Below are 22,795 nucleotides of genomic sequence, written 5' to 3' on the forward strand. Positions count from 1 at the left end.
GCCGCCGAATCCGAGAAACCTAGCCCCGGTCGAGGTGATCTCCCAGGTGGAAGATGCTGTACGCCTGCTTGATCACGGGGTGGGCGACGTTGCGGACGCGGACGCCGCCGGGGGTGGTGCCCCGCTCCGATCCGTGGTGGGCGTGCCCGTGCAGCGCCAGCGCGGTGGGCGCCGAGTCGATCGCCTGGCCGAGCTGGTAGCAGCCGAGGAACGGATAGATCTCCAGCGGTTCGCCGGCGAGCGTGTCCGGCACGGGGGAGTAGTGGGTGAGAGCCACCAGCACGTCGCACTCCAGCCCGCGCAGTGCCCGGCCCAGCGCGTCGGCGCTGTCCTTGGTGGTCTGGACGAAGGCCTTCATCTCCGGCTCACCGAAGTCGCTGGCGCAGCGCCCGGCGAAGCCACCCCCGAAGCCCTTCGCCCCGGCCACGCCGAGCCGCCCGCCGGCGCACTCCAGCACGATTCCGTTCCCCTCCAGCACGGTGATGCCGACGTCCTCCAGCACCTTCACCACCTGTGGCACCTCGTCACACTGGTGCTCGTGGTTGCCGAGCACGCTGATCACCGGCACCCCGAGGTTGCCGAACTCCCGCGCCACGCAGCGCGCCTCGGACTCGCTGCCGTGCCGGGTCAGGTCGCCGGCGAGCAGCAGCGCGTCGGCGCAGTCGGGCAGCTCGTCCAGCGCCGGCCGGAACCGCCCGACCACGTCCTCGTCCATGTGCACGTCGCCGACCGCGGCGATCCGGATCACGGTCCGACCTCCCTCACGGCAGCTCCTCGACCTGGCTGGGCGCCTGTGTCCGGATCACCCCGATGTCGCTGGTGATCGGCACGTTCGGGAATCGCTCGGCGACCCGGCGCAGGATCTCCTCCCGTCGGTGCGGGCTCTCCACCTCGCCGTAGAGCACCAAGCCCCGCTCCAGGCAGACCACGGTGATGCCCTGCTCGGCGATCGCCGGGTCCTCGGCCAACATGCGCTGGATCTCCGCCTCGACGTACTCGTCGGGCGGCGCGTCGCCGTGCTGCTCGGTCACGGTGTCTCCCTTCCCTCGGTGGTGCCGCTCTCCGGCAGCACGTCCAGCCGGTCGAGCAGCACCAGGAACGCCTCGGCATACGGCGAGTGCTGCGTCTCCTTCCGTACCCGTTCCCAGTCGATCTGTTCGCGCAGCGAGCGGGCCAGCGGCAGGGCCCGGGCGAAGTCGCAGTAGTGCTGGGAGAAACTCAGCAGCTTGTGCACCATCAGCTGGGTGGCCGAGAGCACCGGCATGTGGATCGCGTCGACCGGCCGCACGATGGTGTCGGCGAAGGTCTCCTCGGTCACCGGAGTCTCGATCGGCCGGTGGATCAGATCCACCATCCGCCCCTCGTCATAGACCTTGACGAGCCAGTCCTCGGGCGGGCGCTCGGCGGTGAAGCCGGCCTCGACCAGCGCCTCCAGTGCCCGGTCGACGTCCTGCTCCCGGATCAGGAAGTCCACGTCGTGGTCGCTCGAGTGGCCGCCGTGGGCGTACACGGCGAAGCTGCCGCCGAGCGCGAAGGGGATCTCGGACTGCTTGAGCACGGCGGCGACCTTCTTGAGGGTGTGCACCAGGGTCTCGTCCCCGCGCTCGGCCATCTGGTTCTCCCGTCGTCGTGGGTGGCGGTGGGAATGAAGTTGCGTACCCGGCGAACCGGTCGGCCACACCTGTTGCCGCAGTGGCGCGGACGGGGCGGGCCGGAACGGGACAAACCGCCGGGGACGGGCACCGGTCCGCTAGCCTGGGGCAGGTGGCCAGGTCACTGCGGGGGCGGCGCGGCAGGGCCCGACTGCGCGCCGTCGCTCTGATCGGCATCGATGGCTCGGGCAAGACCACACAGGCCCACCGGCTCGCCGAGGCGCTCACCGCCGCCGGCCACGCCGCCACCTACCACCGCAACGCCGGCGGTCGTCGCTGGCTCGGCCGGCTCGCGCAACGGCTCGGCCGGCCGGACGCGCAACGGCTGGTCGGCCGCGACGGGCTGCTCGCCGTCGAGTCCGTGCTCCGCTGGCTCGCCATCGCCCTCGCCCTGCTGAGCTGCCTGGTGACCGGTCGCACCGCGGTGATGGACCGCTGGTCCCCCTGCCAGTACGCCAGCATCCGGGCGCACGGGGGACAACGGTGGGAACGGCTGGCCCGGGCCGGCTACCGCATCTTCCCCGCGCCGCGGGTCACCTTCCTGCTCAGCGTCGACCCGGCCGAGGCGTACCGGCGGATCGAGCGGCGCGGCACCGACCACGAGACCATGCGGTGGCTCACCTCCGCCGCCACCGCCTACCGGACGCTGCCGGAATACGCCAGCTTCGTGGTGGTCGACGCGAACGGCACGCCGGACGAGGTGTCCCGCCGCATCCGCGCCCACCTCACCGAGTGGCTCCCGGGCGACCCGCCGTCGTCGACGGGTGGGCCGCCGGGTGGCCCCCGCCCACCCTCGGGCGGGGCGGGCCGGGGTGACCCGCTGCCGGCTCAGGCCCGCCCGTAGACCGGGATGCTCGCCCCGCTGGTCGGCGCGGACTCGTCGGAGGCGAGAAAGCGGATCACCGCGGCGATCTCGGCGGGCGGCACCCAGCGCCGGTGGTCGGCCTCCGGCTGGGCGGCCCGGTTGGCCGGGGTGTCGATCACGCTCGGCAGCACCGTGTTGCACCGCACCCCGCGCTGCCGGTATTCCACCGCCACCGCGTTGGCGAAGGCCAGCACCGCGGCCTTGGCCGTGGCGTAGCCGGCCGCGCCGGGGAAGGGCGCCACCGCGGCCCGCGCCGACACGCAGACCACCGCGCCGCCGCCGGCCGCCACCAGGTGCGGCAGTGCCGCCTGGGTGACCAGGTACGTGGGGCGCAGGTTGATCCGCAGCATCCGGTCGAACTCCTCGACCGGGGTCTCGTGCACCAGCCCGCCGCTGGCGTACCCCCCGACCAGGTTGACCACCGCGCGCAGCGGCGCGCTCGGCTCCGCGGTCGCCGCCGCGACGGCCCGCGCCGCCCCGGCGGGTTCCAGCAGGTCCGCGCCGACGGCCTCCGCGACGGCGCCAGGTCGCGGCGCGGCGCCCGAGGCGTCGGGCTGGAGCTGCCGCCGGACCTGGACCGGCCCGGACGCCGCCGGCGCCGTCGGATCGCCCTCCCGTTCGGGTACGACCACCCGCCAGCCCGCCTTGAGGAAGGCCGCGGTGACCGCACCGCCCAGTCCGCCCGTGCCCCCGGTCACCAGCACCGTGCGCTCCGCCATGGGCCCACGCTAGTCGGCCGCCGGGCGGGGCGGTGGTCGGGGGCGTTCCGGCCGGGTCGATGCCGACTGGGCGTCCGGAGCCGTCCGTCCGGCGGCCCGCTCCAAGCCGTCCGGTCGGCGTGACCTGCACGAAGGCCGGTTGGACGGTCGGTCGGCGTGGCCGACTCGACCGGAGCGGATGAGGTGGGCGGGCGGCGGGAATGGGACCCTTGCGGCGATGATCCGGCGCGGAAGGGGGTACTTTTCCCGATACGCGCGGTCATGGTTGACGGTCGCGCCTCATGAAAGTAAGTTTCATCCGTGGCGAAGAGTCCGAAGATTTCTGCGAGTCACGAGCCCGGTGGACTGATCGTCCACATCAGTGGCCTGCTCCCGTCGCTGTCCCCGGCCGAGCAGCGGGTCGCCCGGCTGGTCGTCGCCGATCCGGCGGACGCCGCCCGGCGCACCATCACCGACCTCGCCACCGCCGCCGAGACCTCGGAGGCCACCGTCATCCGGTTCTGCCGGTCGGTGGGCATGGAAGGCTACCCTCAGCTGCGGATCCGGCTCGCCGCCGAGGCCGCCCGGCGGATCGAGCCGCCGGACGCCCGAGTGGTCGGCGGCGACATCCCGCCCGGCGCCGACCTGGCGCAGATCATCGCGACCATCGCGTTCAACGACGCACGGGCCGTCGAGGAGACCGCCGAGCAGCTCGACCCGGCCGTCTGCGAGCAGGTGGTCGAGGCGATCGGTGCGGCCGGCCGGATCGACGTCTACGGCGCCGGCGCCAGCGGCTTCGTCGCCTCCGACTTCCAGCAGAAGCTGCACCGCATCGGCCGGACCGCCTTCTACTTCCCGGACGTGCACACCGCGTTGACCTCGGTGGCCCTGCTGGGCCGGGGCGACGTCGCGGTCGGCATCTCGCACACCGGCACCACATCGGACGTCATCGAGGTGCTGGAGCAGGCCCGGGCGCGGGGCGCCACCACGGTCGCGCTGACCAACTTCCCCCGCTCGCCGATCACCGAGGTGGCCGACTTCGTGCTCACCACCGCGGCCCGCGAGACCACCTACCGCTCCGGGGCGATGGCCAGCCGGCTCGCCCAGCTCACCGTGGTGGACTGCCTCTTCGTCGGAGTGGCCGCGCGCAACCGGGCCAAGGCGAAGAAGGCCCTGGAGGTGACCGCCGAGGCCGTCCAGTCGCATCGGGTGGGCGCCGGGCGGAGGCGGGGATGACGACCGGACGGGTGGAGCCGGGCGAGGTGACCGCGGTGCGGCCGGTGGTGCGGGTGGGGGCGCCCACCGAGCGGCGCAACCCGCACAGCGTCGACCTCGACCTGATGTCGACCCGGGAGGTGCTCACCGTCATCAACGAGGCCGACCGGCGGGTGCCGGGGGCGGTGGCGGCGGTCCTCGACGAGATCGCGGAGACCGTCGACCTGGCCGTGGCCGCGCTGCGCGGCGGGCACCGCGTGCACTACTTCGGCGCCGGCACCTCCGGCCGGCTCGGCGTGCTGGACGCCGCGGAGCTGGCCCCCACCTTCAACTCGCCGCGGCACTGGTTCTGCGCCCACCTCGCCGGTGGCCCGGAGGCCATGTGGCGGGCCGTGGAGGACGCCGAGGACGACGAGCGTGCCGGTGCCGCCGACGCCACCGGCTGCGTACGCGCCGGCGACCTGGTGGTCGGGCTGGCCGCCAGCGGACGCACCCCGTACGTCCTCGGGGCGCTCGCCGCCGCCCGGGCACAGGGGGCCTCAACCGTGCTGCTCTGCGCCAATCCGGAGGCCGACGCCGCCTCGTCGGTGGACGTCTTCATCGGGGTGGACACCGGACCCGAGGTGATCACCGGGTCGACCCGGATGAAGGCGGGCACCGCGCAGAAGCTGGTGCTCAACACGTTCTCCACGGCCGTGATGGTGCGCCTCGGTCGGGTCTACTCGAACCTGATGATCGACATGGTCGCCACCAACGCCAAGCTGCGCGGCCGGATGATCTCGATCCTCATGGAGGCCACCGGCTGCGCGGAGGAGCTCTGCCGGGTCGCGCTGCACGAGGCCGACGGCGATCTCAAGACCGCCCTGGTCTCGCTGGTCTCCGGCGCGGAGGTCTCCGCCGCCCGGGCCGCCCTGGCCCGCTCCGCCGACCAGGTGCGCGGCGCGCTGGCCCTGCTCGCCTCCTGACCCTCCGGCGTCCCGTTCGCCCCGCCCGCTCCGGCGGCTGCGACGCACGTCACGCCGTGGCCGGGACGGCTTCCGCGCTGCGGATTGTTCACTGAAGCGTGGGGTAATCCTGACCCGTGGCTGAACCGCCCGGTCCGCCGATGCGTATCTCGCAGTGACCAGGATCGCAATGCCACGGTGACGCGGGTCGCTGTGTTCTTGGAATTCGCAATGGTGCGATTTCCCGGGCGGCAACGATTCCGCTGCTCCGAGCGTCTTTTCAGCAGGGCGTGCGCGAGCCACCCGAGCAGGGGTCCTGACAGCAAACATGGACCGGGCTCTCAGCTACTACTCAGGCATTCGTGACAGTTTCGACTCACGACATGGAATCCCCAACGCGTCTCAACTGTTGTGTAGGTGTCAGCACCTACGGGCACAGCAGAGGTTACGGGGAGGGCTGATGAACGTGGGGATGGCAAGGAACCGGGCAACCGGCGCTAGCGAGGGGACCGTGGCAATCGTGGACAAGAACATCGGCATGCGTACCGACGAGGTCGCCGAGGAGCGCGACCTGGTCGGCGTCTACCTGCACGAGATCTCCCGGACGCCGCTGCTGGACGCCGCCAAGGAGGTCGACCTCTCCAAGGCGATCGAGGCCGGCCTCTACGCCGAGCACCTGCTCGGCGAGGACCGCGTGCCCGTCGGCGTCGAGCGGGAGGAGCTGGAGCGGCTGGTCGTCGAGGGTGAGCGCGCGAAGGATCTGTTCATCCGCGCCAACCTGCGGCTGGTCGTGTCGATCGCCCGCCGGTACGTGCGGTCCGGCATGCCCATGCTGGACCTGATCCAGGAGGGCAACACCGGCCTGGTCCGGGCGGTCGAGAAGTTCGACTACGAGCGTGGCTACAAGTTCTCCACCTACGCGACGTGGTGGATCCGCCAGGCGATCAGCCGGGCCATCGCCCAGCAGGAGCGGACCGTCCGGCTGCCCGTGCACCTGGTCGAGGACGTCAACCGGATGCGGAACGTGACCCGCCAGCTCACCCGTGAGCTGGGCAGCGACCCGGAGCCGGAGCAGATCGCGGCGGCGCTCGGCGTCACCGTCGAGCGGGTCAACGAGCTGGTCCGTTGGTCGCAGGACACGGTCTCGCTGGACACCCCGGTCGGTGACGACGGCGACACCAACCTGGGCGACCTGGTCGCCGACAGCGACGCCCCGTCGCCGGAGGACATCGTCCTCACCGGGCTGGAGCGGCAGCGCATCGAGGGCCTGCTCAACCACCTCGACGACCGGTCGGCCGGCATCATGCGGGCCCGCTACGGCCTGGAGGACGGCCGGGAGCACTCGCTGACCGAGGTGGCCTCGCGGTTCTCGCTGTCCCGGGAGCGGATCCGCCAGCTGGAGATCCAGGCTCTCGGCCGGCTCCGTGAGCTGGCCCGGGCCGAGGGGCTGCAGGCAGCCTGAGCTGGTAGTAATGACAAGACGAGCGGCCGGCGTCCGATAGGGGGACGCCGGCCGTTCGCCGTCCGGGAGTCCGCGCGGGCTCTTGGGGTCAGCGCACCCGGCCGTAGCCGGCGATGGACATGATGTTCATGTCCCGCTTGTTGACGTTGCGGCCGGCGCTGGGCGCGTCGATGATCTGACCGCCACCCACGTAGAGCGCCACGTGACCCAGGCCGGAGTAGAAGACCAGATCACCGGGCTTCAGCGAACTGCGGCTGATCCGCGCGGTGGCGTTCCACTGCATCGCCGCGTTGTGCGGCAACGACTTGCCGGCCGCTCGCCACGCGGCCAGCGTGAGCCCGGAACAGTCATAGCCGCTGGGGCCGTCGGCCCCGTAGACGTACGGCTTGCCGACCGCTCCGTACGCGTAGCGCACCGCCACCCCGGCGGAGCCGGAGACAGCCGGTGGACTGCCTGCGGAACTGGCCGAGCCGGGCGCCTCGGTGGCCCGGCCGTACGCCTGCCGCCGCAGTTGATAGAGGCGGTCCAGGTCGGCCTCGATCTTCTTCTTGGCAGCCCTGAGCTGCCTCGCCTGAGCCGCCTCACGGGCCAGCGTGGCGTCGAGCCGGGTCTTCTGGTCGATCAGCCGGCGCTGGTCCGCGGTGAAGCCGGCGATGATCTGCTGGCGCTGGCGGGTCAGCTGGTCCAGCGTGCCCAGCCGCTCCGGCAGCGAGGCCGACCCGCTCGGCTCCAGCAGCGCCTGCGCGGTGCGCAGCCCGCCGGTCTTGTACGCGGTGACGGCGAGGACGCCCACGTCGGCGCGGCTGCGCTCGGCCTGCGCCTGCAACGGGCCGATCCTGGCCTGCAACGCGGCCGCGGCGGCCTGGTTGGCCTTGATGTCCTCGTTGAGCTTGTTGTAGGACTCGACGATTCGCTCCAGCTCAGTCGAGGACTTCTCGATCTGCTTCGTCAGCTCGGCGGGGGTGGGCTCGGCCCGAGCCACCGACGCCGGGGCGATCAGCACGGCCGAGAGGCCGGCGACCACCAGCGAGCGCAGCAGGATCCGTAAGGACGACAAGAGCGGAAAGCTCCTCTCCCACGGTCGCCGGGAGCGTTTCGCACCCCGGCGACACCGGCCCGGGGCCATCCGGGTGGATGGCGGTCGACCGGACCGGCCTGCCCAACCTAACCCGTGACGGGAGTGCCCGGCAGTTGAAGTAGGGGCGAATGTTGGCAAAGTGTCAGGAAGTGATGCTGGTGACCGTGACGCTTTGTGCCCGTTTCGCGACCCGAACGTGGCGACCCTCGCGCCCGATGGCCGCATCGTGAGGCTCGCCCCATTCGTCGTTCTCGGCGGATGTCGCCAGGCAACGGGGCGTGAAGTCACGACATAGCCCCAAATGGCTTCTGTTTCCGGGCGGAATCCCCGCCGGGGGTGGCCCCGGGGACCAGGAGAAACGCCGGGCCGGGGTGGCGCGCCCCCAACACAATGAAGCGCGGAGCCGGGAATCCGGCCAGCGGCATCGGCACTGGTCAGGGCTGGCGCGGAGAACCCGGCGCGCGACCCCTGGAGGACGCCGTGCAGAGCGATGGCTCCACCACCCGCCCGCCCCGGTCGCCGCAGGCGACCACCCCGACCCTGCTCTATGCCCGGCCGGGCATCGTCGTCACCGCCGAACGCTTCACCGTCGGCCGCAACAGCTGGCGGGTCACGGAACTCACCCAGCTCTGGACCACCCGCGGGCCGCACGACCGGCTGGCCCTCCGGGCGGTCGTGGTCACCGCCGCGCTGATCGGCGCGGTCGGGGTGCTGCTCGGCTTCACCGGCGGGCTGCAACGACTCACCGCGGCCGCGTACCTGGCGCTGGGCGCGGTGGGTCTGCTGCCGCTGGTGCTGATCCTGGTCGGCGACCGCTGGCGGCCCCCGGCGTACGAGCTGTGGGGGCTGCACCGGGGCGCCGAGGTGCTGCTGTTCAGCAGCGACGACGAGCGGCAGTTCGGCCAGGTCACCCGGGCCCTGAACCGGGCCCGGGAGGGGGTACGCCACGGTGCCGGCTGGGCGGACCCGCTGGCCTCCGCCGACCCGTGGCGGCCCAGCCGGTGACTCAGCCGGCGACCGGCTCCGGGGTGCGGGGCCGGTCACCGGCCGACACCCAGTGGCTGACCCGGCGCTCGGCGTAGAACGAGACGAACGGCACCGTGCCGGCGAGCATCACCAGCAGCATCCGCTTCAGCGGCCATTCGGCCCGGCGCGACAGGTCGAACGTCGCGGCCAGGTAGAGCATGTACAGCCAGCCGTGCGCGGTGCCGACCACGGCCACCACGGTCGGCTTGTCGAAGCCGTACTTCAGCGGCATGCCGATCAGGACCAGCACCGCCAGCGCGACGCCCACGATCCAGGCGATCACGCGGTACCGGGTAAGCGCTCCGCCCACCGTCGTCCGTCCTTCCGAACCGGCCATCAGCCGGGATAGTCGCCGGGCCGCGCGCCCGGGTTGGCGTTCAACCATGACAGATAGCGGTTGTACGCGGCGAGGTCGCCGTCCTCGACCGCCTCGACCGGGGTGGCCGGCACCCGGCTGACCCGCACCGGTCGGCGTACCACCGGGGTGGTGGGGGCCGGCTCGGGCCCGGCGGCCGCCGGCGGCGCCGGAGTGGCCGCCGGCGGCGCCGGAGTGGCCTCCGGCTCACGCGGGCCCCGCAGTGCGTGCCGCACCTCACGCCACCAGAGGAAGACCACGAAGCCGGCGAAGACCGGCCACTCGATCGCGTACCCGAAGCTCAGCGTGTTGCCCTCGGCGGCCCGGGTGACCTGCCACCAGCCGAGCCCGAGGCAGCCCGCGACCAGCACGACCATGGCCACGTGGCGGGCGATCCACGCCGGTGTCCGGAGCCGCTTCATGCCTTTGAGGGTACCGGGGCCGGCGGCCGTCTCCGACGCGGTGTCGTAGGTCGCGGGGTTTGGTGGCATCCCGGGTGGGCATCCGTCTAGACGCCAGCCCGAACGAGACGAGGGGGCGACAATGACCGAATCAGTACGCCGGCCCGCCGACGCCAGCCCGGAGCAGCGGATGCCCGAGTGGGACGGCGACCACGCCCGGACCGATACCGCGCTGGGCGACGTCGACGGCGAGCTGCTCGGGGTGGACCCCGCCGAACTGGGCGACGAGGACCTGATCCGGGAGATGCAGAGCCTGCACCGGACCCGGCTGGACACCCTGCGGCACGCCACCGACTCCGCGCTCGCCAACCACCTGCGTCGCACCGCGGAGCTGGAGACGGAATACCTCGCCCGGCACCCGGGGCGGGAGGTCGACCCGAGCCGGCTCCGGGGGGCCTGATGGCGGCGCACGTCGAGCGGGGGATGTCTGCGCCGCCCGAGGTGGTCTTCAACACGGCCATCGACCCGGACCGGGCGGCGGCGTGGCTGCCCGAGCCGCTGCGGCAAGACGGCGGGCGCCGGCCGGAGGTGGTCAGCGTCGAGGAGATGCGAGCGACCTGGTACAGCGACTCCGCGCCCGACTGGTCGGCGGAGATCCGGGTGGAGGCGGCCGACGCCGGGGGCGCCCGGGTCCGGCTCGACCTGGCCGGCGGGGACGTCCCGGCGCTGGCCGAGGAGACGCTGGCCAACCTCGCCCGCGAGGTGGATGACAACCTGACCGCCGGCTGAGCCGGCGATGCCACGAGAACGAGGAGGCCGGGTGTCCCGGAGTGGCCTGAAGCACAAGGTGGCGCGCCTTCGTCAGGCGTACGCGCCGCACGAGCACCGACCGCTGGGCGGCTACCTGGTGGCGATGGGCACGTACGCGACGGTCACCGCGTCGCTGGTGGGCCTGGTCCGGGCGACCGGGCGGCCGGTGCCGGAGCGGCCCTCGCCGGCAGACGTGGTGCTGCTCTCCGTCGCGACCCACAAGCTCAGCCGGCTGCTCTCCAAGGACGCGATCACCAGCCCGCTGCGTGCTCCGTTCACCCGCTACGACCACCCGATCGGCAGTGGCGAGGTGATGGAGCAGGTCCGGGACCAGGGCAGTGCCACCCGGCACGCGGTCGGGGAACTGCTGAGCTGCCCGTTCTGCCTGGCGGTCTGGGTCGCCACCGGGCTCACCGGCGGGCTGGTACTGGCGCCCCGGCTGACCCGGCTGGTCGCTACCGCGCTGACCGCGGTGGCCGCCTCAGACTTCCTCCAGATGGGGTACGCGGTCGCCCAGCAGGCGGCCGCGGGTGGGCAACGCGGAAAGTGAGTTGCGACGGCTCCGAACCGGAGTTTGTCGAGACGAGGGGCGGACGCTGGCGCGCCCGCCCCTCGTCCGTGCGCTCAGGTGGGGTTGGTGCCGTGGTTCTCGCCGGCCCAGCCACGCGACGACTCGGGCTCGCGTCGGCCCCCGTCCTCGCCGGTGATGATGTCCTCGTCCACCGCGGTTTCCTCGTGCTCCTCCGCGAACTCCGGATCAGCGTCGGGGGGCGCCGCCGTCGGCGGCTGGCCGAGCGCCTCCGGTTGGCGCTGCCCCTCGTCCCGGTCGGTCATCCCACTGTCCTCTCCGTCGTGCCACCGGCGGTCTCCGGGCGGGCGCCGTCCCGGCCCGCTCCGGCCGGTCGGCGCGGCGTCCATCCGGCCGGCCGTTCAGGCGACGGTCCCGCCCAGCAGGTCGTTCACCTCGTCGATCGCGTACTCGCCCTGCGGGAGTGCGGCGATCCGGGTGAGCAGTTCCGCGGGGAGTTCGGCGGCGACCGCCCGGCGGTAGATGTCCGCCTGGGTGATCCGCTCCTGGCCGTGGTAGATGTCGTCGAGCAGTTCGTCGAGCTGCCGGGTGTCCGGCTGTTCGGTCACGGGCGCGTCGTCGGTCACCCCGGTCAGCTACCCCGGCCCGAATCGGTCAAACGTCGCCGGTCCCGGCGCTGCCCCGGCTCCCCGTTGATCACGAGGTTGGCGGCGATGTGGATCTCGCTGACCGCCGCCAACCTCATGATCAACAGATGGGTGGACAGGGGAGGTCAGGCGGGGGTGGGGAGGGTGGCGCGGCGGGTGCGGACGGCCTGGGCCAGGTCGGTGAGGACCTGCGCGGTGGTGTCCCAGCCGATGCAGGCGTCGGTGACGGACTTCCCGTACTCCAGCTCCCGCGTGGGGTCCAGGTCCTGGCGGCCGGCTTGGAGGAAGCTCTCCAGCATGATGCCGACGATGCCGCGCTGGCCGGCGGCCAGCTGGGCGGCCACGTCGGCGGCGACGAGCGGCTGCCGGCGGTGGTCCTTGCCGCTGTTGGCGTGGCTGGCGTCGATCACCACTCGTTCGGGCAGGCCGGCGGTGCGGAGCAGGTCGAGCGCCCCGGCCACCGACTCCGCGTCGTAGTTGGACCGCCCGCCCCCGCCGCGCAGCACCAGGTGGCCGTCGGCGTTGCCCCGGGTGTGCATGATCGCCGGGGTGCCGGAGACGTCGATGCCGGGGAAGACGTGCGGCACGCCGGCCGCCCGGATCGCGTCCACGGCGGTGGAGATGCTGCCGTCGGGGCGGTTCTTCATGCCGATCGGCATGGACAGGCCGGAGGCGAGCTGCCGGTGCACCTGGCTTTCAACCGTCCGGGCGCCGATCGCTCCCCAGGCCACCGTGTCGGCGATGTACTGCGGGGTGATCGGGTCGAGGAACTCGCAACCCACCGGCAACCCGAGCCGCAGCACGTCGAGCAGGAGCGACCGGGCCGTCCGCAGGCCGGTGTTGACGTCGCCCGAGCCGTCCAGCCCCGGGTCGTTGATCAGGCCCTTCCAGCCCACCGTCGAGCGCGGCTTCTCGAAGTAGACCCGCATCACCACCAGCAGGTCGTCGGCGAGCCGGTCGGCGGCCTCGCGCAGCCGGCCCGCGTACTCGAGGGCGGCGGCGGGGTCGTGCACCGAGCACGGGCCGACCACGACCAGCAGCCGGTCGTCGGCACGGTCCAGCACCCGGCCGACGGCGCGTCGGCCGGTGACCACGGCCTCCGCGAGCGCCGCGTCCAGGGGCAGGTGGTGGTGCAGCAGGGCCGGGGTGGTCAGTGGTACGACGCGGTCGATCCGCTGGTCGATGACCCGATGGGCGTCCTGGGTCGGCACGGTGGGGTTCCTTCCGCCGACCGTGCCCGGGGCCGGCGCCCGGGGTCGAGCCGGCTGCTCGTACGCGAAAGGGCAGGGAATGATCCCTGCCCGGCCGGCTCGAAGAGGAGTGACGTCAGATCATGGTCGAGTCACCGGCTCCTCCAGCCGGCTGCCTAAACCATCGATACGACCGCGTCACGCCAGCCAGCTTACCCGACGCGACGGGCTGGGCTCACTCCATCGTCGGCAGGGCCCCGCCCCGCGTTCAACTTCATCTATGCTGCCAACGGTGGCACCGAGGGCGCGACAAGCGCCCGGCGGGGCCATCAGCGCCACGCGGCGCCGCGACGGAACGATTTCCGCGGCGTACCGGATCCTGGGAAAGCGGAACCGGAACCGCACCACCTGGCCGACGACGACGGCACCCTGTACGCCCGAACGAGGTGCGTGGCCCGTTCCGCTGCGCACCCGCGGGGTATGGGAACGGCATGAGCCACCAGCAGAACGACCAGGACCGGATCGAGTCCCGCGCCCACCTCCTGCCGGAGGAGGCGGCGGTGGGCAGCGAGGACCCCGAGGCCCAGGCCGACGCGATCCTCGCCGAATCGGACATCCGGGAGGATCGGAACGTCGCCCAGGACGCCACCCTGGAGCGCCGGACGTCGGATCAGACCGTGACCCCGAGCGAGCCTCCGGACTGAGCGGACGCACCCCGGACCCGGCGGGAGCCGCGGTAGGTGGTGTCGCGCAGCCAGGCGAGCAGCCCCTCCGCCCGCAGACCCGCCGGCAGGTTGCCGATCGGATCGAAGGCCAGCGCGGCGTCCTCCCGGGCGCCGCGCCGGCCGTCGAGGCAGACCTGCCCGAACGGCCGCCACGGCCCGACCGTCGAGGCCACCGCCAGCACCAGCCGGGGCGCGTCCGGGCCCGCCGCCGACGAGACCTCGGCGAGGCTGCGGCCCAGCTCCGGCGAGTCCGGGTCGGCCAGCGCGGCCACCAGGAGCCGGCACCGGCCGGCCCGGAAGGGCAGGATCGAGCTGTACGTCCCGGTGAAGCGCCGCCGGGGCAGCGGCAGTTGGCGCAGCACCGGCGGGGCGGCGCTGGAACTCATCAGCAGATCCACCGGCGGGTCCGGGTCCCGGTGCAGCCGCACGCCCAGCCCCAGCACGTCCGGCCAGCTCCCCGGCGTGGCGACCCCCTTCGACAGCCGGACCGTGCCCCGCCACCGTCCGGGCCGGTCGAAGAGCGGGACCCCGGTCGGCGGACCGGGCGTACCCCAGATCATCACCTCGGCGGAGAAGGTGCGGCCGGCGGGATGCAGCAGCCGGGCCCGCCGACGGCAGGCCAGCGCGGCGGCGGCACGTTCGGTGGCGGTGGATGCGGGGTCGGGCATGCCCCGGGGATACCCCGCCGCGCGGCGAGGATGCTCCCGCCCGTCCCCTTTCCGCCCGCGAGATCGGATAGCGTCGTGCCATGCCCGACAGCGGTTACCCCTGGCCGATCGAGACGACCCGACTGGACAACGGCCTGCGCGTGGTGGTGAGCGAGGACCGCACCGCACCCGCGATCGCCGTGAACCTCTGGTACGACGTGGGCTCCCGGCACGAGCCGGCGGGCCAGACCGGCTTCGCCCACCTCTTCGAGCACCTGATGTTCGAGGGCTCGGTGAACGTGGCGAAGACCGAGCACATGAAGCTCATCCAGGGGTCCGGCGGTTCGCTGAACGCCACCACCAACCCGGACCGGACCAACTACTTCGAGACGGTCCCGGCCGAGCACCTCGAGCTGGCGCTCTGGCTGGAGGCCGACCGGATGGGCGGCCTGGTGCCGGCGCTGACCCAGGAGACGCTGGACAACCAGCGCGAGGTGGTCAAGAACGAGCGCCGCCAGCGGTACGAGAACGTCCCGTACGGCGACGCGTGGCTGCGCCTGCTGCCGCTGCTCTACCCGCCCGGGCACCCGTACCACCACGCCACGATCGGGTCGATGGCCGACCTCAACGCCGCCGGCCTGCCCACCTTCCAGGCGTTCCACCAGACCTACTACGCGCCGAACAACGCCGTGCTCACCGTGGTCGGCGACACCACGGCGGCCGAGGTGTTCGCGCTGGCCGACAAGTACTTCGGCGCCATCCCGCCGCGCGCCGACATCCCCGCCGCGCCGGACGGACGCACCGTGCCGACGGCCGGGCGGCCGGCCGTGGAGACGGTCACCGCCGACGTCCCCGCTCCCCGGGTGTACGTGGCGCACCGTACCCAGCCGTTCGGCACCCCCGGCTACGACGTCGCCACCGTGCTCGCCACCGTCCTCGGCAGCGGCCGGGGCAGCCGGCTCTACCAGCGCCTCGCCGACGGGGAGCGGATCGCCCAGCCGGATCTGGTCGGGGCGTACGGGGTGGACCTGGCCCACGCTCCCGCCCCGCTGATCGCCACCGCCACCGCCCGCCCCGGGATCACCGTCGAGCGGCTGCGCGACGGGCTGGCGGAGGTGGTCGACGAGCTGGCGACGGTGCCGGTGACCGCCGCCGAGCTGGACCGGGCCAAGGCGCTGCTGAGCACCATGTGGTGGCGGCAGATGTCCACGGTGGAGGGCCGGGCGGACACGCTGGGCCGGTACGCCACCCAGTTCGGCGACCCGGCGAAGGCCGGCGAGCGGCTGCCGGGGTGGCTCGCCGTCACCGCCGAGCAGATCGCCGAACAGGCCGCCGAGCTGCTCCGTACCGAACACGACCGGGTGACCCTGTGCTACGTGCCGGAGGAGAAGACCGCATGACGCTGATCACCGAACGTCCCGGGCCGGGCGCCGCCCGCCCGTACCGGTTCCCGCAGGTGGTGCGCCGGGCCGTCGCCGGCGGGCAGGTCGTCGCCGCGCACCTGCCCGGGCAGAGCCTCGCGGTCGCGCTGCTGCTCCTCGACGCCGGCGCCGGCCGGGAGCCGGTCGGCAAGGAGGGGCTGGGCGCGGTGCTCGCCAAGGCCCTGGAGGAGGGCACCGCGCAGCGGGACGCCACCGCGTACGCGCTGGCCGTCGAGGCGCTCGGCACCGAGCTGGTGACCGCGCTGGACTGGGACTCCTTCCAGGTCAGCGTGCAGGTGCCGGTCGATCGGCTGAACGCCGCCGTGGAACTGCTCGCCGAGGCGGTCCGGACGCCGAAGCTCGACCCGGCCGACGTGCTGCGGGTCCGCGACGACGAGGCGACCGCGCTGCGGATGGACTGGGCCAACCCCGGCCCCCGGGCGGACGCGGTGCTGCGCGGCGACATCTTCGGCACGGACAACCGCTGGGGCCGCCCGATGTACGGCGACCCGGACAGCGTGGCCGCACTGGACGTGGACGACGTGACGGTCTTCCACTCCGAGTGGTTCATCCGCCCGGGCACCCTGGTCATCGCCGGTGACCTGGACCGGATCGACCTGGACGCACTCGGCGCGACGGCGTTCGCGGGCGCCGGGGGCGGGCCGGTGGAGAAGGGCGGCCCGGTCGAGGTGCCGCGGCACGACCGGCGGCGGATCATCCTGGTCGACCGCCCCGGCTCGGTGCAGTCCACGCTCCGTCTCGGGCACCCGTCCCCGCACCGCGCCCACCCGGACCACGTGCCGATGTCGCTCGCAGGCACGGTGCTGGGCGGGGCCTTCACCTCCCGGCTGAACCATCTGCTGCGCGAGGTGCACGGCTACACCTACGGCATCCGGGGCGACTTCGCCTCGTCCCGCCGGTTCGGCCGGTTCGCGATCAGCTCCGGGGTGCAGACCGCGGTGACCGCGCCGGCGCTGGTCGAGGCGGTCGGCGAGGTGTCGCGGACCCGGTCGGAGGGAGTGACCGAGGACGAGCTCGCGGTGGCCCGCTTCTGGCGGGCCGGCCAGCTCTCGGTCGAGCTGCAGACCCCGCGGGCCATCGCCTCGGCGCTGACCACGCTGGTGGTGCACGACCTGCCGGACGACTACCACGCCCGGCTGCGCGAGTCGCTGCTCGCCGCCGACGTGGAGCAGGTCTCCGCGGCGGCCACGGCGCACCTGCACCCGGATTCGCTCACCCTGGTCGTGGAGGGCGACGCGGCGATCATCCGGGACGAGTTGGTCGCGACCGGGCTCGGGGAGGTCGTCGACCACACTCCCTGACCGCCCGCTGGGGTGTGATTCCGGTCGCGTCCGGCCGCCGACCCCGGCGGGCGGGGCGCGGATGCTCCGGCCGGGCGGGCCGACGGCGGGTGATCTTCCGGGACGAGCGGGCCTGGAGCGCCGTCGTTGCAGCTCCTGGCGGCTGCCGTCCGGCGAGGGCGGGGCCGGCCGCCGGCCCGCGCGGTGGGAAAGCCTTCCCGGTCCGGCCGCCCGGCTGGGTAGCCTCGCGGGCATGAGGATCGGCATTGTGGGGGCCACCGGCCAGGTCGGTGGCGTGATGCGGCAGGTGCTGGCGGAGCGCGAGTTCCCGGCGGAGCAGGTGCGATTGTTCGCCTCGGCGCGGTCGGCCGGGCGGACCCTGCCCTGGCGGGACGGCGAGGTCACCGTCGAGGACGCGGCCACCGCGGACTACCGGGGGCTGGACATCGTGCTCTTCTCGGCGGGCAAGGGCACCGCCCGCGAGCTGGCCCCCCGGGTCGCCGACGCCGGCGCGGTCGTCATCGACAACTCCTCGGCGTTCCGGATGGACCCCGAGGTGCCGCTGGTGGTCGCCGAAGTCAACCCGCACGCCATCGCCGACCGGCCGAAGGGCATCGTGGCCAACCCGAACTGCACCACCATGGCCGCCATGCCGGTGCTGCGCCCGCTGCACCAGGCGGCCGAGCTGGTCAGCCTGGTCGTGGCGACGTACCAGGCGGTCTCCGGCGCCGGCCTGGCCGGCGTGGCGGAGCTGGACGAGCAGGTCCGCAAGGTGGCCGAGGACGCCGCCGGGCTCACCTTCGACGGTGCGGCCGTCGAGTTCCCCGCGCCGCGCTCGTTCGCCCGCCCGATCGCCTTCAACGTGCTCCCGCTGGCCGGTTCGATCGTCGACGACGGCTCCTTCGAGACCGACGAGGAGCAGAAGCTGCGCAACGAGAGCCGCAAGATCCTGGAGATCCCGGGGCTGAAGGTCTCCGGCACCTGCGTCCGGGTCCCGGTCTTCACCGGGCACTCGCTCCAGATCAACGCCCGCTTCGCCCGGCCGATCACTCCGGCCCGCGCCCGGGAGCTGCTCGACGGCGCACCGGGGGTGGCCCTGTCGGACGTGCCCACCCCGCTGCAGGCGGCCGGCCAGGACCCGACGTACGTCGGGCGGATCCGGGCCGACGAGACCGTCGAGCACGGGCTGGCGCTCTTCTGCTCCAACGACAACCTGCGCAAGGGCGCCGCGCTCAACGCCGTGCAGCTCGCCGAGCTGGTCGCCGCCGAGCGGCGCTGAGCCGGCCGGCCCGGCCGGGCGTCGGGCACGCCGGCCGGGAATGCGGTGAGATGGGGGTCGACCGCGCGACCAGTCGACCCGGGAGGCCCCCATGGCGGACGAGCAGACCCAGCAGGCCCTGACCGATCTCATCGCGAGCCGCCGGATCGGGGTGCTCGCCACCATCAAGCGGGACGGCCGGCCCCAGCTGTCCAACGTGGTCCACTCCTTCGACCGGGAGCAGGGCGTGATCCGGATCTCGGTGACCGACGACCGGGCGAAGACCGCCAACCTGCGCCGGGACCCCCGGGCCAGCTTCCAGGTCAGCAGCGCGGACGGCTGGGCGTACGCGGTGGCGGAGGCGCGGGCCGAGCTGACCCCGGTGGCCCAGCGGCCGGACGATCCCACCGTCGAGGAACTGGTCGGGCTGTACCGGGCGGTGCAGGGCGAACACCCGGACTGGGACGACTTCCGGCGCGCCATGGTCGCCGAGCGCCGCCTCGTGCTGCGGCTGCACGTCGAGCGGGTCTACGGCGCGCCCCCGCGCGCCTGACCACGCGTCCGCCACGCCCCTGGCCTCCCGTCGTCCCCGGCCCGACGTTCTTCGGCCGGTCCAGGACCGGCTGCCACTACCCTGCGCTCGCACCACCGCCGAACGGGGCGTGTTACCCGGCCCGCGGCGGCGGGTAGACCGCGGTGCCGACACCGAGAGGGGAGCACCATGACAACGGTCGGAGAGTTCATGACGACCCGGTTGGTGACGATGGACGGCGACGACACCCTGACCGCGGCGGCGCAGGAGATGCGCGACAGCGCCATCGGCGACGTGGTGGTGACCGATGGTGACCGCGTGGTGGGCATCGTCACGGACCGGGACATCACGGTCCGGGGCGTCGCCGAGAACATGGACCCCGCCACGACCAGGCTCAACCAGATCACCAGCAAGGACGTGGTGACGGTGAGCCAGTACGACGACGCGGTGGCGGCCGCGGACCTGATGCGCACGTACGCCGTCCGGCGGCTGCCGGTGGTCGACGACGGCCGGCTGATCGGACTGGTGTCGATGGGTGACCTCGCCGTCGAGCGGGAGCCGCAGTCGGTGCTCGCCGACATCAGCGCCGACGAACCGAACAACTGACCCGTCCGCCGCGGCGACGCCGGCCCCCGGTTCAACGGGGTGCCGGCGTTCGCGCGTTCCGCCCCCGCGCGAGGTCGGCGGCTCACCCGAACCGGGCGAGATTGACCCCGTACCCGATGGGCACCCCTTCTCGGACGTCGCACGCCGCGGACCGCGGGAGGAGTGAGCTGGTGGACGCGACCACGAAGTTCTTCGAGGACCTGGACCGGCGGGGGTACGAACCCCTGCTGGCGAAGACCAGCGGCACCCTGCGCTTCGACCTGCACGAGGGGGCGCACACGACACACTGGCTGCTGCACATCGACCGGGGCAACCTCCGGGTCCGGCAGGAGGACCAGGAGGCGAACACGGTCGTGGGGACCGCGCCGCGACTCTTCGGCGAGTTGGTCAGCGGCCAGGAGAACGTCATCGCGGCGCTGCTGCGCGGCGACATGACCGTGCTGGGCGACCTGCGGCTGGTGTTGCAGGTCGAACGGATCTTTCCCGGTCCGCCGGACTCTCGCGGGCCGCATCACGCGTTCCAGAGGGGGGCTTCCTGATGGCGGGCACGGACACCGTCCGGATCCTGGACGGCAACACGTTCGTGGTGTCCGAGGACACCGGCGACATCGAGGCGACGCCGAGCGAGCCGACCGGCCTCTTCGCCATCGACACCCGTTTCCTCTCCAAGTGGGTGCTGACCGTCAACGGTGAGCGGCTCAACGCCCTGTCGTACGACGACCTCCAGTACTACGAGGCCAGGTTCTTCCTGGTGCCGGGCATGGCCACGCACTACATCGACGCGAAGTTGTCGATCATCCGGGAGCGGGCGGTGGGCGGCAGCTTCCGGGAGACGCTGACCATCCTCAACCACGACGAGAAACCGGTCGACCTGGAGATCCGGATCGACGCCGCGTCGGACTTCGCCGACCTGTTCCAGGTCAAGGACGAGATCCTGAACAAGAAGGGCGAGATCTACGCCGAGGCCGAGTCGGACCGGCTCAGGCTGGGCTACCGGCGGGGCAACTTCAAGCGGGAGACGGTCATCCAGTCCTCCCAGCCGGCCCGCTACGACCGGAACGGCCTCGCCTTCACGGTCCACCTGGAACCGAACGAGCAGTGGGACACCGGCATCGACGTACAGACCTTCGCGGTCGGCCCGGGCGGTCGGGACCTGCGGATGGGGCTGCGGACGCACGGCGTCGAGCGGCTGGCCCTGCAGCAGGACCTGGAGCAGTGGATCGCCAACGCACCGAAGGTGAACAGCGAGCACCGCGAGGTCTGCTCGACGTACCGGCGCAGTTTGATCGACCTGGCGGCGCTGCGTTTCTCGCCGTTGTCGCTCGGTGGGCAGACACTGCCGGCCGCCGGCCTGCCCTGGTTCATGACCATGTTCGGCCGGGACAGCATCCTGACCTGCCTCCAGGTGCTGCCGTTCGCGCCGGAGCTCTCCAAGACCACGCTGCGGATCCTCGGGGCCTTGCAGGGCACCCGGTTCGACGACTTCCGGGACGAGGACCCGGGCCGGATCCTGCACGAGATGCGCTACGGCGAGACGGCCGCCTTCGAGGAGCAGCCGCACTCGCCCTACTACGGCTCGGTGGACGCGACGCCGCTGTTCGTGGTGCTGCTCGACGAGTACGAGAAGTGGACCGGCGACGTGGCGCTGGTCAAGGAGCTGGAACGGGAGTGCCGGGCGGCGCTGAAGTGGGTCGACGACTACGCCGACCTGGTGGGCAACGGCTACATCTGGTACGAGCGGCGCAACACCGACACCGGCCTGGAGAATCAGTGCTGGAAGGACTCGTGGGACTCCATCTCCTACCGGGACGGCACGCTGCCGCCGTTTCCGCGGGCCACCTGCGAGGTGCAGGGCTACGCGTACGACGCGAAGATGCGGGCCGCCCGGCTGGCCCGGGAGTTCTGGGACGACCCGGCGTACGCCGACCAGTTGGAGCGGGAGGCGGCGGAGCTCAGGGAGCGGTTCAACCGGGACTGGTGGGTGGCGGACGGCGAGTACTACGCCCTCGGGCTGGACCCGGACGGCCGGCACTGCGCGGTGCTCAGCTCCAACATCGGCCACCTGCTGTGGAGCGGCATCGTCGAGCCGGACCGGGCGAGGAAGATCGCCGACCACCTGCTCGGGCCGCGGCTCTTCTCCGGCTGGGGGGTGCGCACCCTGGCCGAGGGCGAGGTCCGCTACAACCCGATCGGCTATCACAATGGCACGATCTGGCCGTTCGACAACTCGTTCATCGCCTGGGGTCTGCGCCGGTACGGCTTCGCCGACGAGGCCGCCGTCATCGCCAACGGCATCCTCGAAGCGGCGCGGTACTTCGACGGCCGGCTGCCGGAGGCGTTCGGCGGCTATCCGCGGGACCTGACCAAGTTCCCCGTCGAGTATCCGACGGCATGCAGCCCGCAGGCCTGGTCGACCGGGACGCCGCTGTTGTTGATCCGGACGATGCTCGGGCTGGAGCCGCACGAGGGGCACCTGGCGGTGGACCCGCGGCTGCCGGTCGGCATGGGGCGGATCGAGGTGCTGGACATCCCGGGCCGGTGGGGAAAGGTGGACGCCTTCGCCCGGGGCCGGGTCGACCTGCACCGGCTGGCCGCCCAGTAACGCGACCGTGGGGCGCCGCCGACCACCGGGCCGGCGGCGCCGCCGCGTGCTCAGCGCCCCGGCACCAGCGGCGGCAGGACGGTGTCCAGGAACGCGGCGGTGACCGCCTGGATGTCCGGACGCGCCAAGTCGAGGGCGTGCCCGCCGTGGGTGATCCAGGTGTGCACCGGGTGCCCGGCGGCGAGCAGTTGCCCGGCCAGCGCCACCGACTGCGCGGCCGGCACCGACGCGTCCTCGCGCCCCTGCACCAGCAGCACCGGTACGCCGGACCCGAGGTGGGACGCGACCGTGGCGTCGACGGTGGCCGGGTCGCCCGCGGCGGGCGGGTGGCCGAGCAGGTCGGCCCACGGGTCGTCGTGGGCGCGCAGCCGCCGCCACTGCGGGTCCAGCGGGTCGACCGGCGCCCAGTACGCCAGCCCCGCCGCGACGTCGCCCGGCCGGTCCACTCCCCGCAGGGCGAGGTGCAGGGCGAGCATCCCGCCGGCCGAGTCGCCCCCGACCAGCAGCGGCAGCCCGCCCGCCGCGGCCCGCGCGGCCCGGGCCGCCGTGCGTACGTCGGCGAGCTGGGCCGGCCAGTGCGCCTCGGTCACGAACCGGTAGGTCGCCGCGACCACCCGGAGCCCGAGCGGGGCCAGGGCCGCGCCGTCCTCGTGGTACCGGGCCCGCCAGCCGCCACCGTGGATCCAGAGCAGCACTCCGCGTTCGATCATCCCGCCATGCTGGCCCGTCCCGGGCCGGCCCGCGACCCGGCTCTGCCCAGGGCAGAGCCCGCAGATCGGACCGCACGATCCTTTCCTACGGTCGCGTAACCTACTCGGGGTAAAGTCGGCG

28 protein-coding genes are annotated in these 22,795 nt (G+C 73.1%); 16 read left to right on the forward strand and 12 right to left on the reverse strand.

The features are described 5' to 3' along the window. Nucleotides 1-19 precede the first annotated feature (19 nt). Genes ABZ783_RS21195 through ABZ783_RS21205 form a run of 3 tightly spaced genes read right to left on the reverse strand, consistent with a single transcriptional unit; the run spans nt 20 to nt 1,681 of the window. Nucleotides 20-748: a metallophosphoesterase gene (locus ABZ783_RS21195; protein WP_357440851.1), complete on the reverse strand. Its 729-nt coding sequence runs from the start codon at nt 746-748 to the stop codon at nt 20-22. Between the two features lie 13 nt (nt 749-761). Next, nucleotides 762-971, reverse strand: coding sequence for a hypothetical protein (locus ABZ783_RS21200; RefSeq protein ID WP_357441083.1), 210 nt, complete (start codon nt 969-971; stop codon nt 762-764). A gap of 56 nt (nt 972-1,027) precedes the next feature. Beyond that, nucleotides 1,028-1,681, reverse strand: a complete 654-nt coding sequence (locus ABZ783_RS21205) for a nucleotidyltransferase (RefSeq protein WP_338013298.1) — start codon at nt 1,679-1,681, stop codon at nt 1,028-1,030. Between the two features lie 83 nt (nt 1,682-1,764). Between ABZ783_RS21205 and ABZ783_RS21210 the strand changes: the two genes are divergently transcribed. Then, nucleotides 1,765-2,496, forward strand: a complete 732-nt coding sequence (locus tag ABZ783_RS21210; protein WP_357440854.1) for a dTMP kinase — start codon at nt 1,765-1,767, stop codon at nt 2,494-2,496. Here the strand turns inward: ABZ783_RS21210 and ABZ783_RS21215 are convergent. Next, nucleotides 2,481-3,236 (reverse strand): SDR family NAD(P)-dependent oxidoreductase, encoded by a 756-nt coding sequence (locus tag ABZ783_RS21215; protein WP_357440856.1) that lies wholly within the window; start codon nt 3,234-3,236, stop codon nt 2,481-2,483. The two genes, ABZ783_RS21210 and ABZ783_RS21215, sit on opposite strands and share 16 nt — an antisense overlap. Nucleotides 3,237-3,536: 300 nt before the next feature. On the opposite strand from ABZ783_RS21215, the gene ABZ783_RS21220 reads away from it, so the two are divergent. From ABZ783_RS21220 to ABZ783_RS21230, 3 genes are all read left to right on the forward strand, one after another. Then, nucleotides 3,537-4,451 (forward strand): MurR/RpiR family transcriptional regulator, encoded by a 915-nt coding sequence (locus ABZ783_RS21220; protein ID WP_357440857.1) that lies wholly within the window; start codon nt 3,537-3,539, stop codon nt 4,449-4,451. Further along, nucleotides 4,448-5,395, forward strand: a complete 948-nt coding sequence (gene murQ, locus ABZ783_RS21225; protein WP_357440860.1) for an N-acetylmuramic acid 6-phosphate etherase — start codon at nt 4,448-4,450, stop codon at nt 5,393-5,395. The genes ABZ783_RS21220 and murQ overlap by 4 nt, the downstream gene beginning before the upstream one ends. A gap of 451 nt (nt 5,396-5,846) precedes the next feature. Next, nucleotides 5,847-6,836, forward strand: a complete 990-nt coding sequence (locus ABZ783_RS21230; RefSeq protein WP_357441086.1) for a sigma-70 family RNA polymerase sigma factor — start codon at nt 5,847-5,849, stop codon at nt 6,834-6,836. 88 nt (nt 6,837-6,924) lie between these two features. Here the strand turns inward: ABZ783_RS21230 and ABZ783_RS21235 are convergent, their stop codons facing one another. Then, complete coding sequence (locus ABZ783_RS21235) at nt 6,925-7,893, reverse strand: NlpC/P60 family protein (protein ID WP_357440863.1); 969 nt, start codon at nt 7,891-7,893, stop codon at nt 6,925-6,927. 501 nt (nt 7,894-8,394) lie between these two features. On the opposite strand from ABZ783_RS21235, the gene ABZ783_RS21240 reads away from it, so the two are divergent. Then, nucleotides 8,395-8,919, forward strand: a complete 525-nt coding sequence (locus tag ABZ783_RS21240; protein WP_357440865.1) for a DUF6232 family protein — start codon at nt 8,395-8,397, stop codon at nt 8,917-8,919. 1 nt (nt 8,920) lies between these two features. Here ABZ783_RS21240 and ABZ783_RS21245 read toward each other — a convergent pair whose 3' ends face one another. After that, the gene (locus ABZ783_RS21245) at nt 8,921-9,250 is read right to left on the reverse strand and encodes a DUF3817 domain-containing protein (protein ID WP_357440868.1); all 330 of its coding nucleotides are present in this window, start codon (nt 9,248-9,250) and stop codon (nt 8,921-8,923) included. 26 nt (nt 9,251-9,276) lie between these two features. Next, complete coding sequence (locus ABZ783_RS21250) at nt 9,277-9,717, reverse strand: hypothetical protein (RefSeq protein WP_357440871.1); 441 nt, start codon at nt 9,715-9,717, stop codon at nt 9,277-9,279. Between the two features lie 121 nt (nt 9,718-9,838). On the opposite strand from ABZ783_RS21250, the gene ABZ783_RS21255 reads away from it, so the two are divergent. The 3 genes from ABZ783_RS21255 to ABZ783_RS21265 are packed head-to-tail and all read left to right on the forward strand — an operon-like array spanning nt 9,839 to nt 11,056. Next, nucleotides 9,839-10,156, forward strand: coding sequence for a DUF6158 family protein (locus tag ABZ783_RS21255; RefSeq protein ID WP_357440874.1), 318 nt, complete (start codon nt 9,839-9,841; stop codon nt 10,154-10,156). Further along, a complete protein-coding gene (locus ABZ783_RS21260; RefSeq protein ID WP_357440876.1) occupies nt 10,156-10,485 on the forward strand; it encodes a hypothetical protein in 330 nt (109 codons plus the stop codon). Before ABZ783_RS21255 ends, ABZ783_RS21260 begins: the two co-directional genes overlap by 1 nt. Before the next feature lie 31 nt (nt 10,486-10,516). Further along, the gene (locus ABZ783_RS21265; RefSeq protein WP_357440879.1) at nt 10,517-11,056 is read left to right on the forward strand and encodes a DUF1360 domain-containing protein; all 540 of its coding nucleotides are present in this window, start codon (nt 10,517-10,519) and stop codon (nt 11,054-11,056) included. Between the two features lie 74 nt (nt 11,057-11,130). Here the strand turns inward: ABZ783_RS21265 and ABZ783_RS21270 are convergent, their stop codons facing one another. The 3 genes from ABZ783_RS21270 to ABZ783_RS21280 form a co-directional block, all read right to left on the reverse strand. Then, nucleotides 11,131-11,340 (reverse strand): hypothetical protein, encoded by a 210-nt coding sequence (locus ABZ783_RS21270; protein ID WP_357440882.1) that lies wholly within the window; start codon nt 11,338-11,340, stop codon nt 11,131-11,133. A 96-nt stretch (nt 11,341-11,436) separates the two neighbouring features. Next, the gene (locus ABZ783_RS21275; protein ID WP_357440885.1) at nt 11,437-11,661 is read right to left on the reverse strand and encodes a hypothetical protein; all 225 of its coding nucleotides are present in this window, start codon (nt 11,659-11,661) and stop codon (nt 11,437-11,439) included. 146 nt (nt 11,662-11,807) lie between these two features. Then, the gene (locus tag ABZ783_RS21280; protein ID WP_357440888.1) at nt 11,808-12,893 is read right to left on the reverse strand and encodes a 3-deoxy-7-phosphoheptulonate synthase; all 1,086 of its coding nucleotides are present in this window, start codon (nt 12,891-12,893) and stop codon (nt 11,808-11,810) included. Nucleotides 12,894-13,363: 470 nt separating this feature from the next. Between ABZ783_RS21280 and ABZ783_RS21285 the strand changes: the two genes are divergently transcribed. After that, nucleotides 13,364-13,576, forward strand: a complete 213-nt coding sequence (locus ABZ783_RS21285) for a hypothetical protein (RefSeq protein ID WP_357440891.1) — start codon at nt 13,364-13,366, stop codon at nt 13,574-13,576. On the opposite strand, the gene ABZ783_RS21290 is transcribed toward ABZ783_RS21285, so the two are convergent. Further along, on the reverse strand, nt 13,543-14,265 hold the full coding sequence (locus ABZ783_RS21290; RefSeq protein ID WP_357440893.1) for a phosphodiesterase: 723 nt from the start codon (nt 14,263-14,265) through the stop codon (nt 13,543-13,545). The two genes, ABZ783_RS21285 and ABZ783_RS21290, sit on opposite strands and share 34 nt — an antisense overlap. A gap of 80 nt (nt 14,266-14,345) precedes the next feature. Here ABZ783_RS21290 and ABZ783_RS21295 point away from each other — a divergent pair, with 80 nt between their 5' ends. The 7 genes from ABZ783_RS21295 to ABZ783_RS21325 all read left to right on the forward strand — a co-directional run bounded on the left by ABZ783_RS21295 (nt 14,346) and on the right by ABZ783_RS21325 (nt 21,964). Next, complete coding sequence (locus ABZ783_RS21295) at nt 14,346-15,644, forward strand: pitrilysin family protein (protein WP_357440896.1); 1,299 nt, start codon at nt 14,346-14,348, stop codon at nt 15,642-15,644. Then, a complete protein-coding gene (locus ABZ783_RS21300; RefSeq protein WP_357440898.1) occupies nt 15,641-16,987 on the forward strand; it encodes a pitrilysin family protein in 1,347 nt (448 codons plus the stop codon). Before ABZ783_RS21295 ends, ABZ783_RS21300 begins: the two co-directional genes overlap by 4 nt. Nucleotides 16,988-17,219: 232 nt before the next feature. After that, the gene (locus ABZ783_RS21305; RefSeq protein WP_357440900.1) at nt 17,220-18,245 is read left to right on the forward strand and encodes an aspartate-semialdehyde dehydrogenase; all 1,026 of its coding nucleotides are present in this window, start codon (nt 17,220-17,222) and stop codon (nt 18,243-18,245) included. Between the two features lie 91 nt (nt 18,246-18,336). Continuing rightward, nucleotides 18,337-18,777: a PPOX class F420-dependent oxidoreductase gene (locus tag ABZ783_RS21310; protein WP_357440903.1), complete on the forward strand. Its 441-nt coding sequence runs from the start codon at nt 18,337-18,339 to the stop codon at nt 18,775-18,777. Between the two features lie 168 nt (nt 18,778-18,945). Continuing rightward, on the forward strand, nt 18,946-19,362 hold the full coding sequence (locus ABZ783_RS21315) for a CBS domain-containing protein (RefSeq protein ID WP_073836006.1): 417 nt from the start codon (nt 18,946-18,948) through the stop codon (nt 19,360-19,362). Between the two features lie 167 nt (nt 19,363-19,529). After that, nucleotides 19,530-19,901, forward strand: coding sequence for an SCP2 sterol-binding domain-containing protein (locus ABZ783_RS21320; RefSeq protein WP_357441089.1), 372 nt, complete (start codon nt 19,530-19,532; stop codon nt 19,899-19,901). Then, a complete protein-coding gene (locus ABZ783_RS21325; protein ID WP_357440905.1) occupies nt 19,901-21,964 on the forward strand; it encodes a glycogen debranching N-terminal domain-containing protein in 2,064 nt (687 codons plus the stop codon). The genes ABZ783_RS21320 and ABZ783_RS21325 overlap by 1 nt, the downstream gene beginning before the upstream one ends. A 50-nt stretch (nt 21,965-22,014) precedes the next feature. Here the strand turns inward: ABZ783_RS21325 and ABZ783_RS21330 are convergent, their stop codons facing one another. Then, the gene (locus ABZ783_RS21330) at nt 22,015-22,674 is read right to left on the reverse strand and encodes an alpha/beta hydrolase (protein ID WP_357440908.1); all 660 of its coding nucleotides are present in this window, start codon (nt 22,672-22,674) and stop codon (nt 22,015-22,017) included. Nucleotides 22,675-22,795 lie beyond the last annotated feature (121 nt).

Source organism: Micromonospora sp. NPDC047738, assembly GCF_040642675.1.
Classification (GTDB): domain Bacteria; phylum Actinomycetota; class Actinomycetes; order Mycobacteriales; family Micromonosporaceae; genus Micromonospora.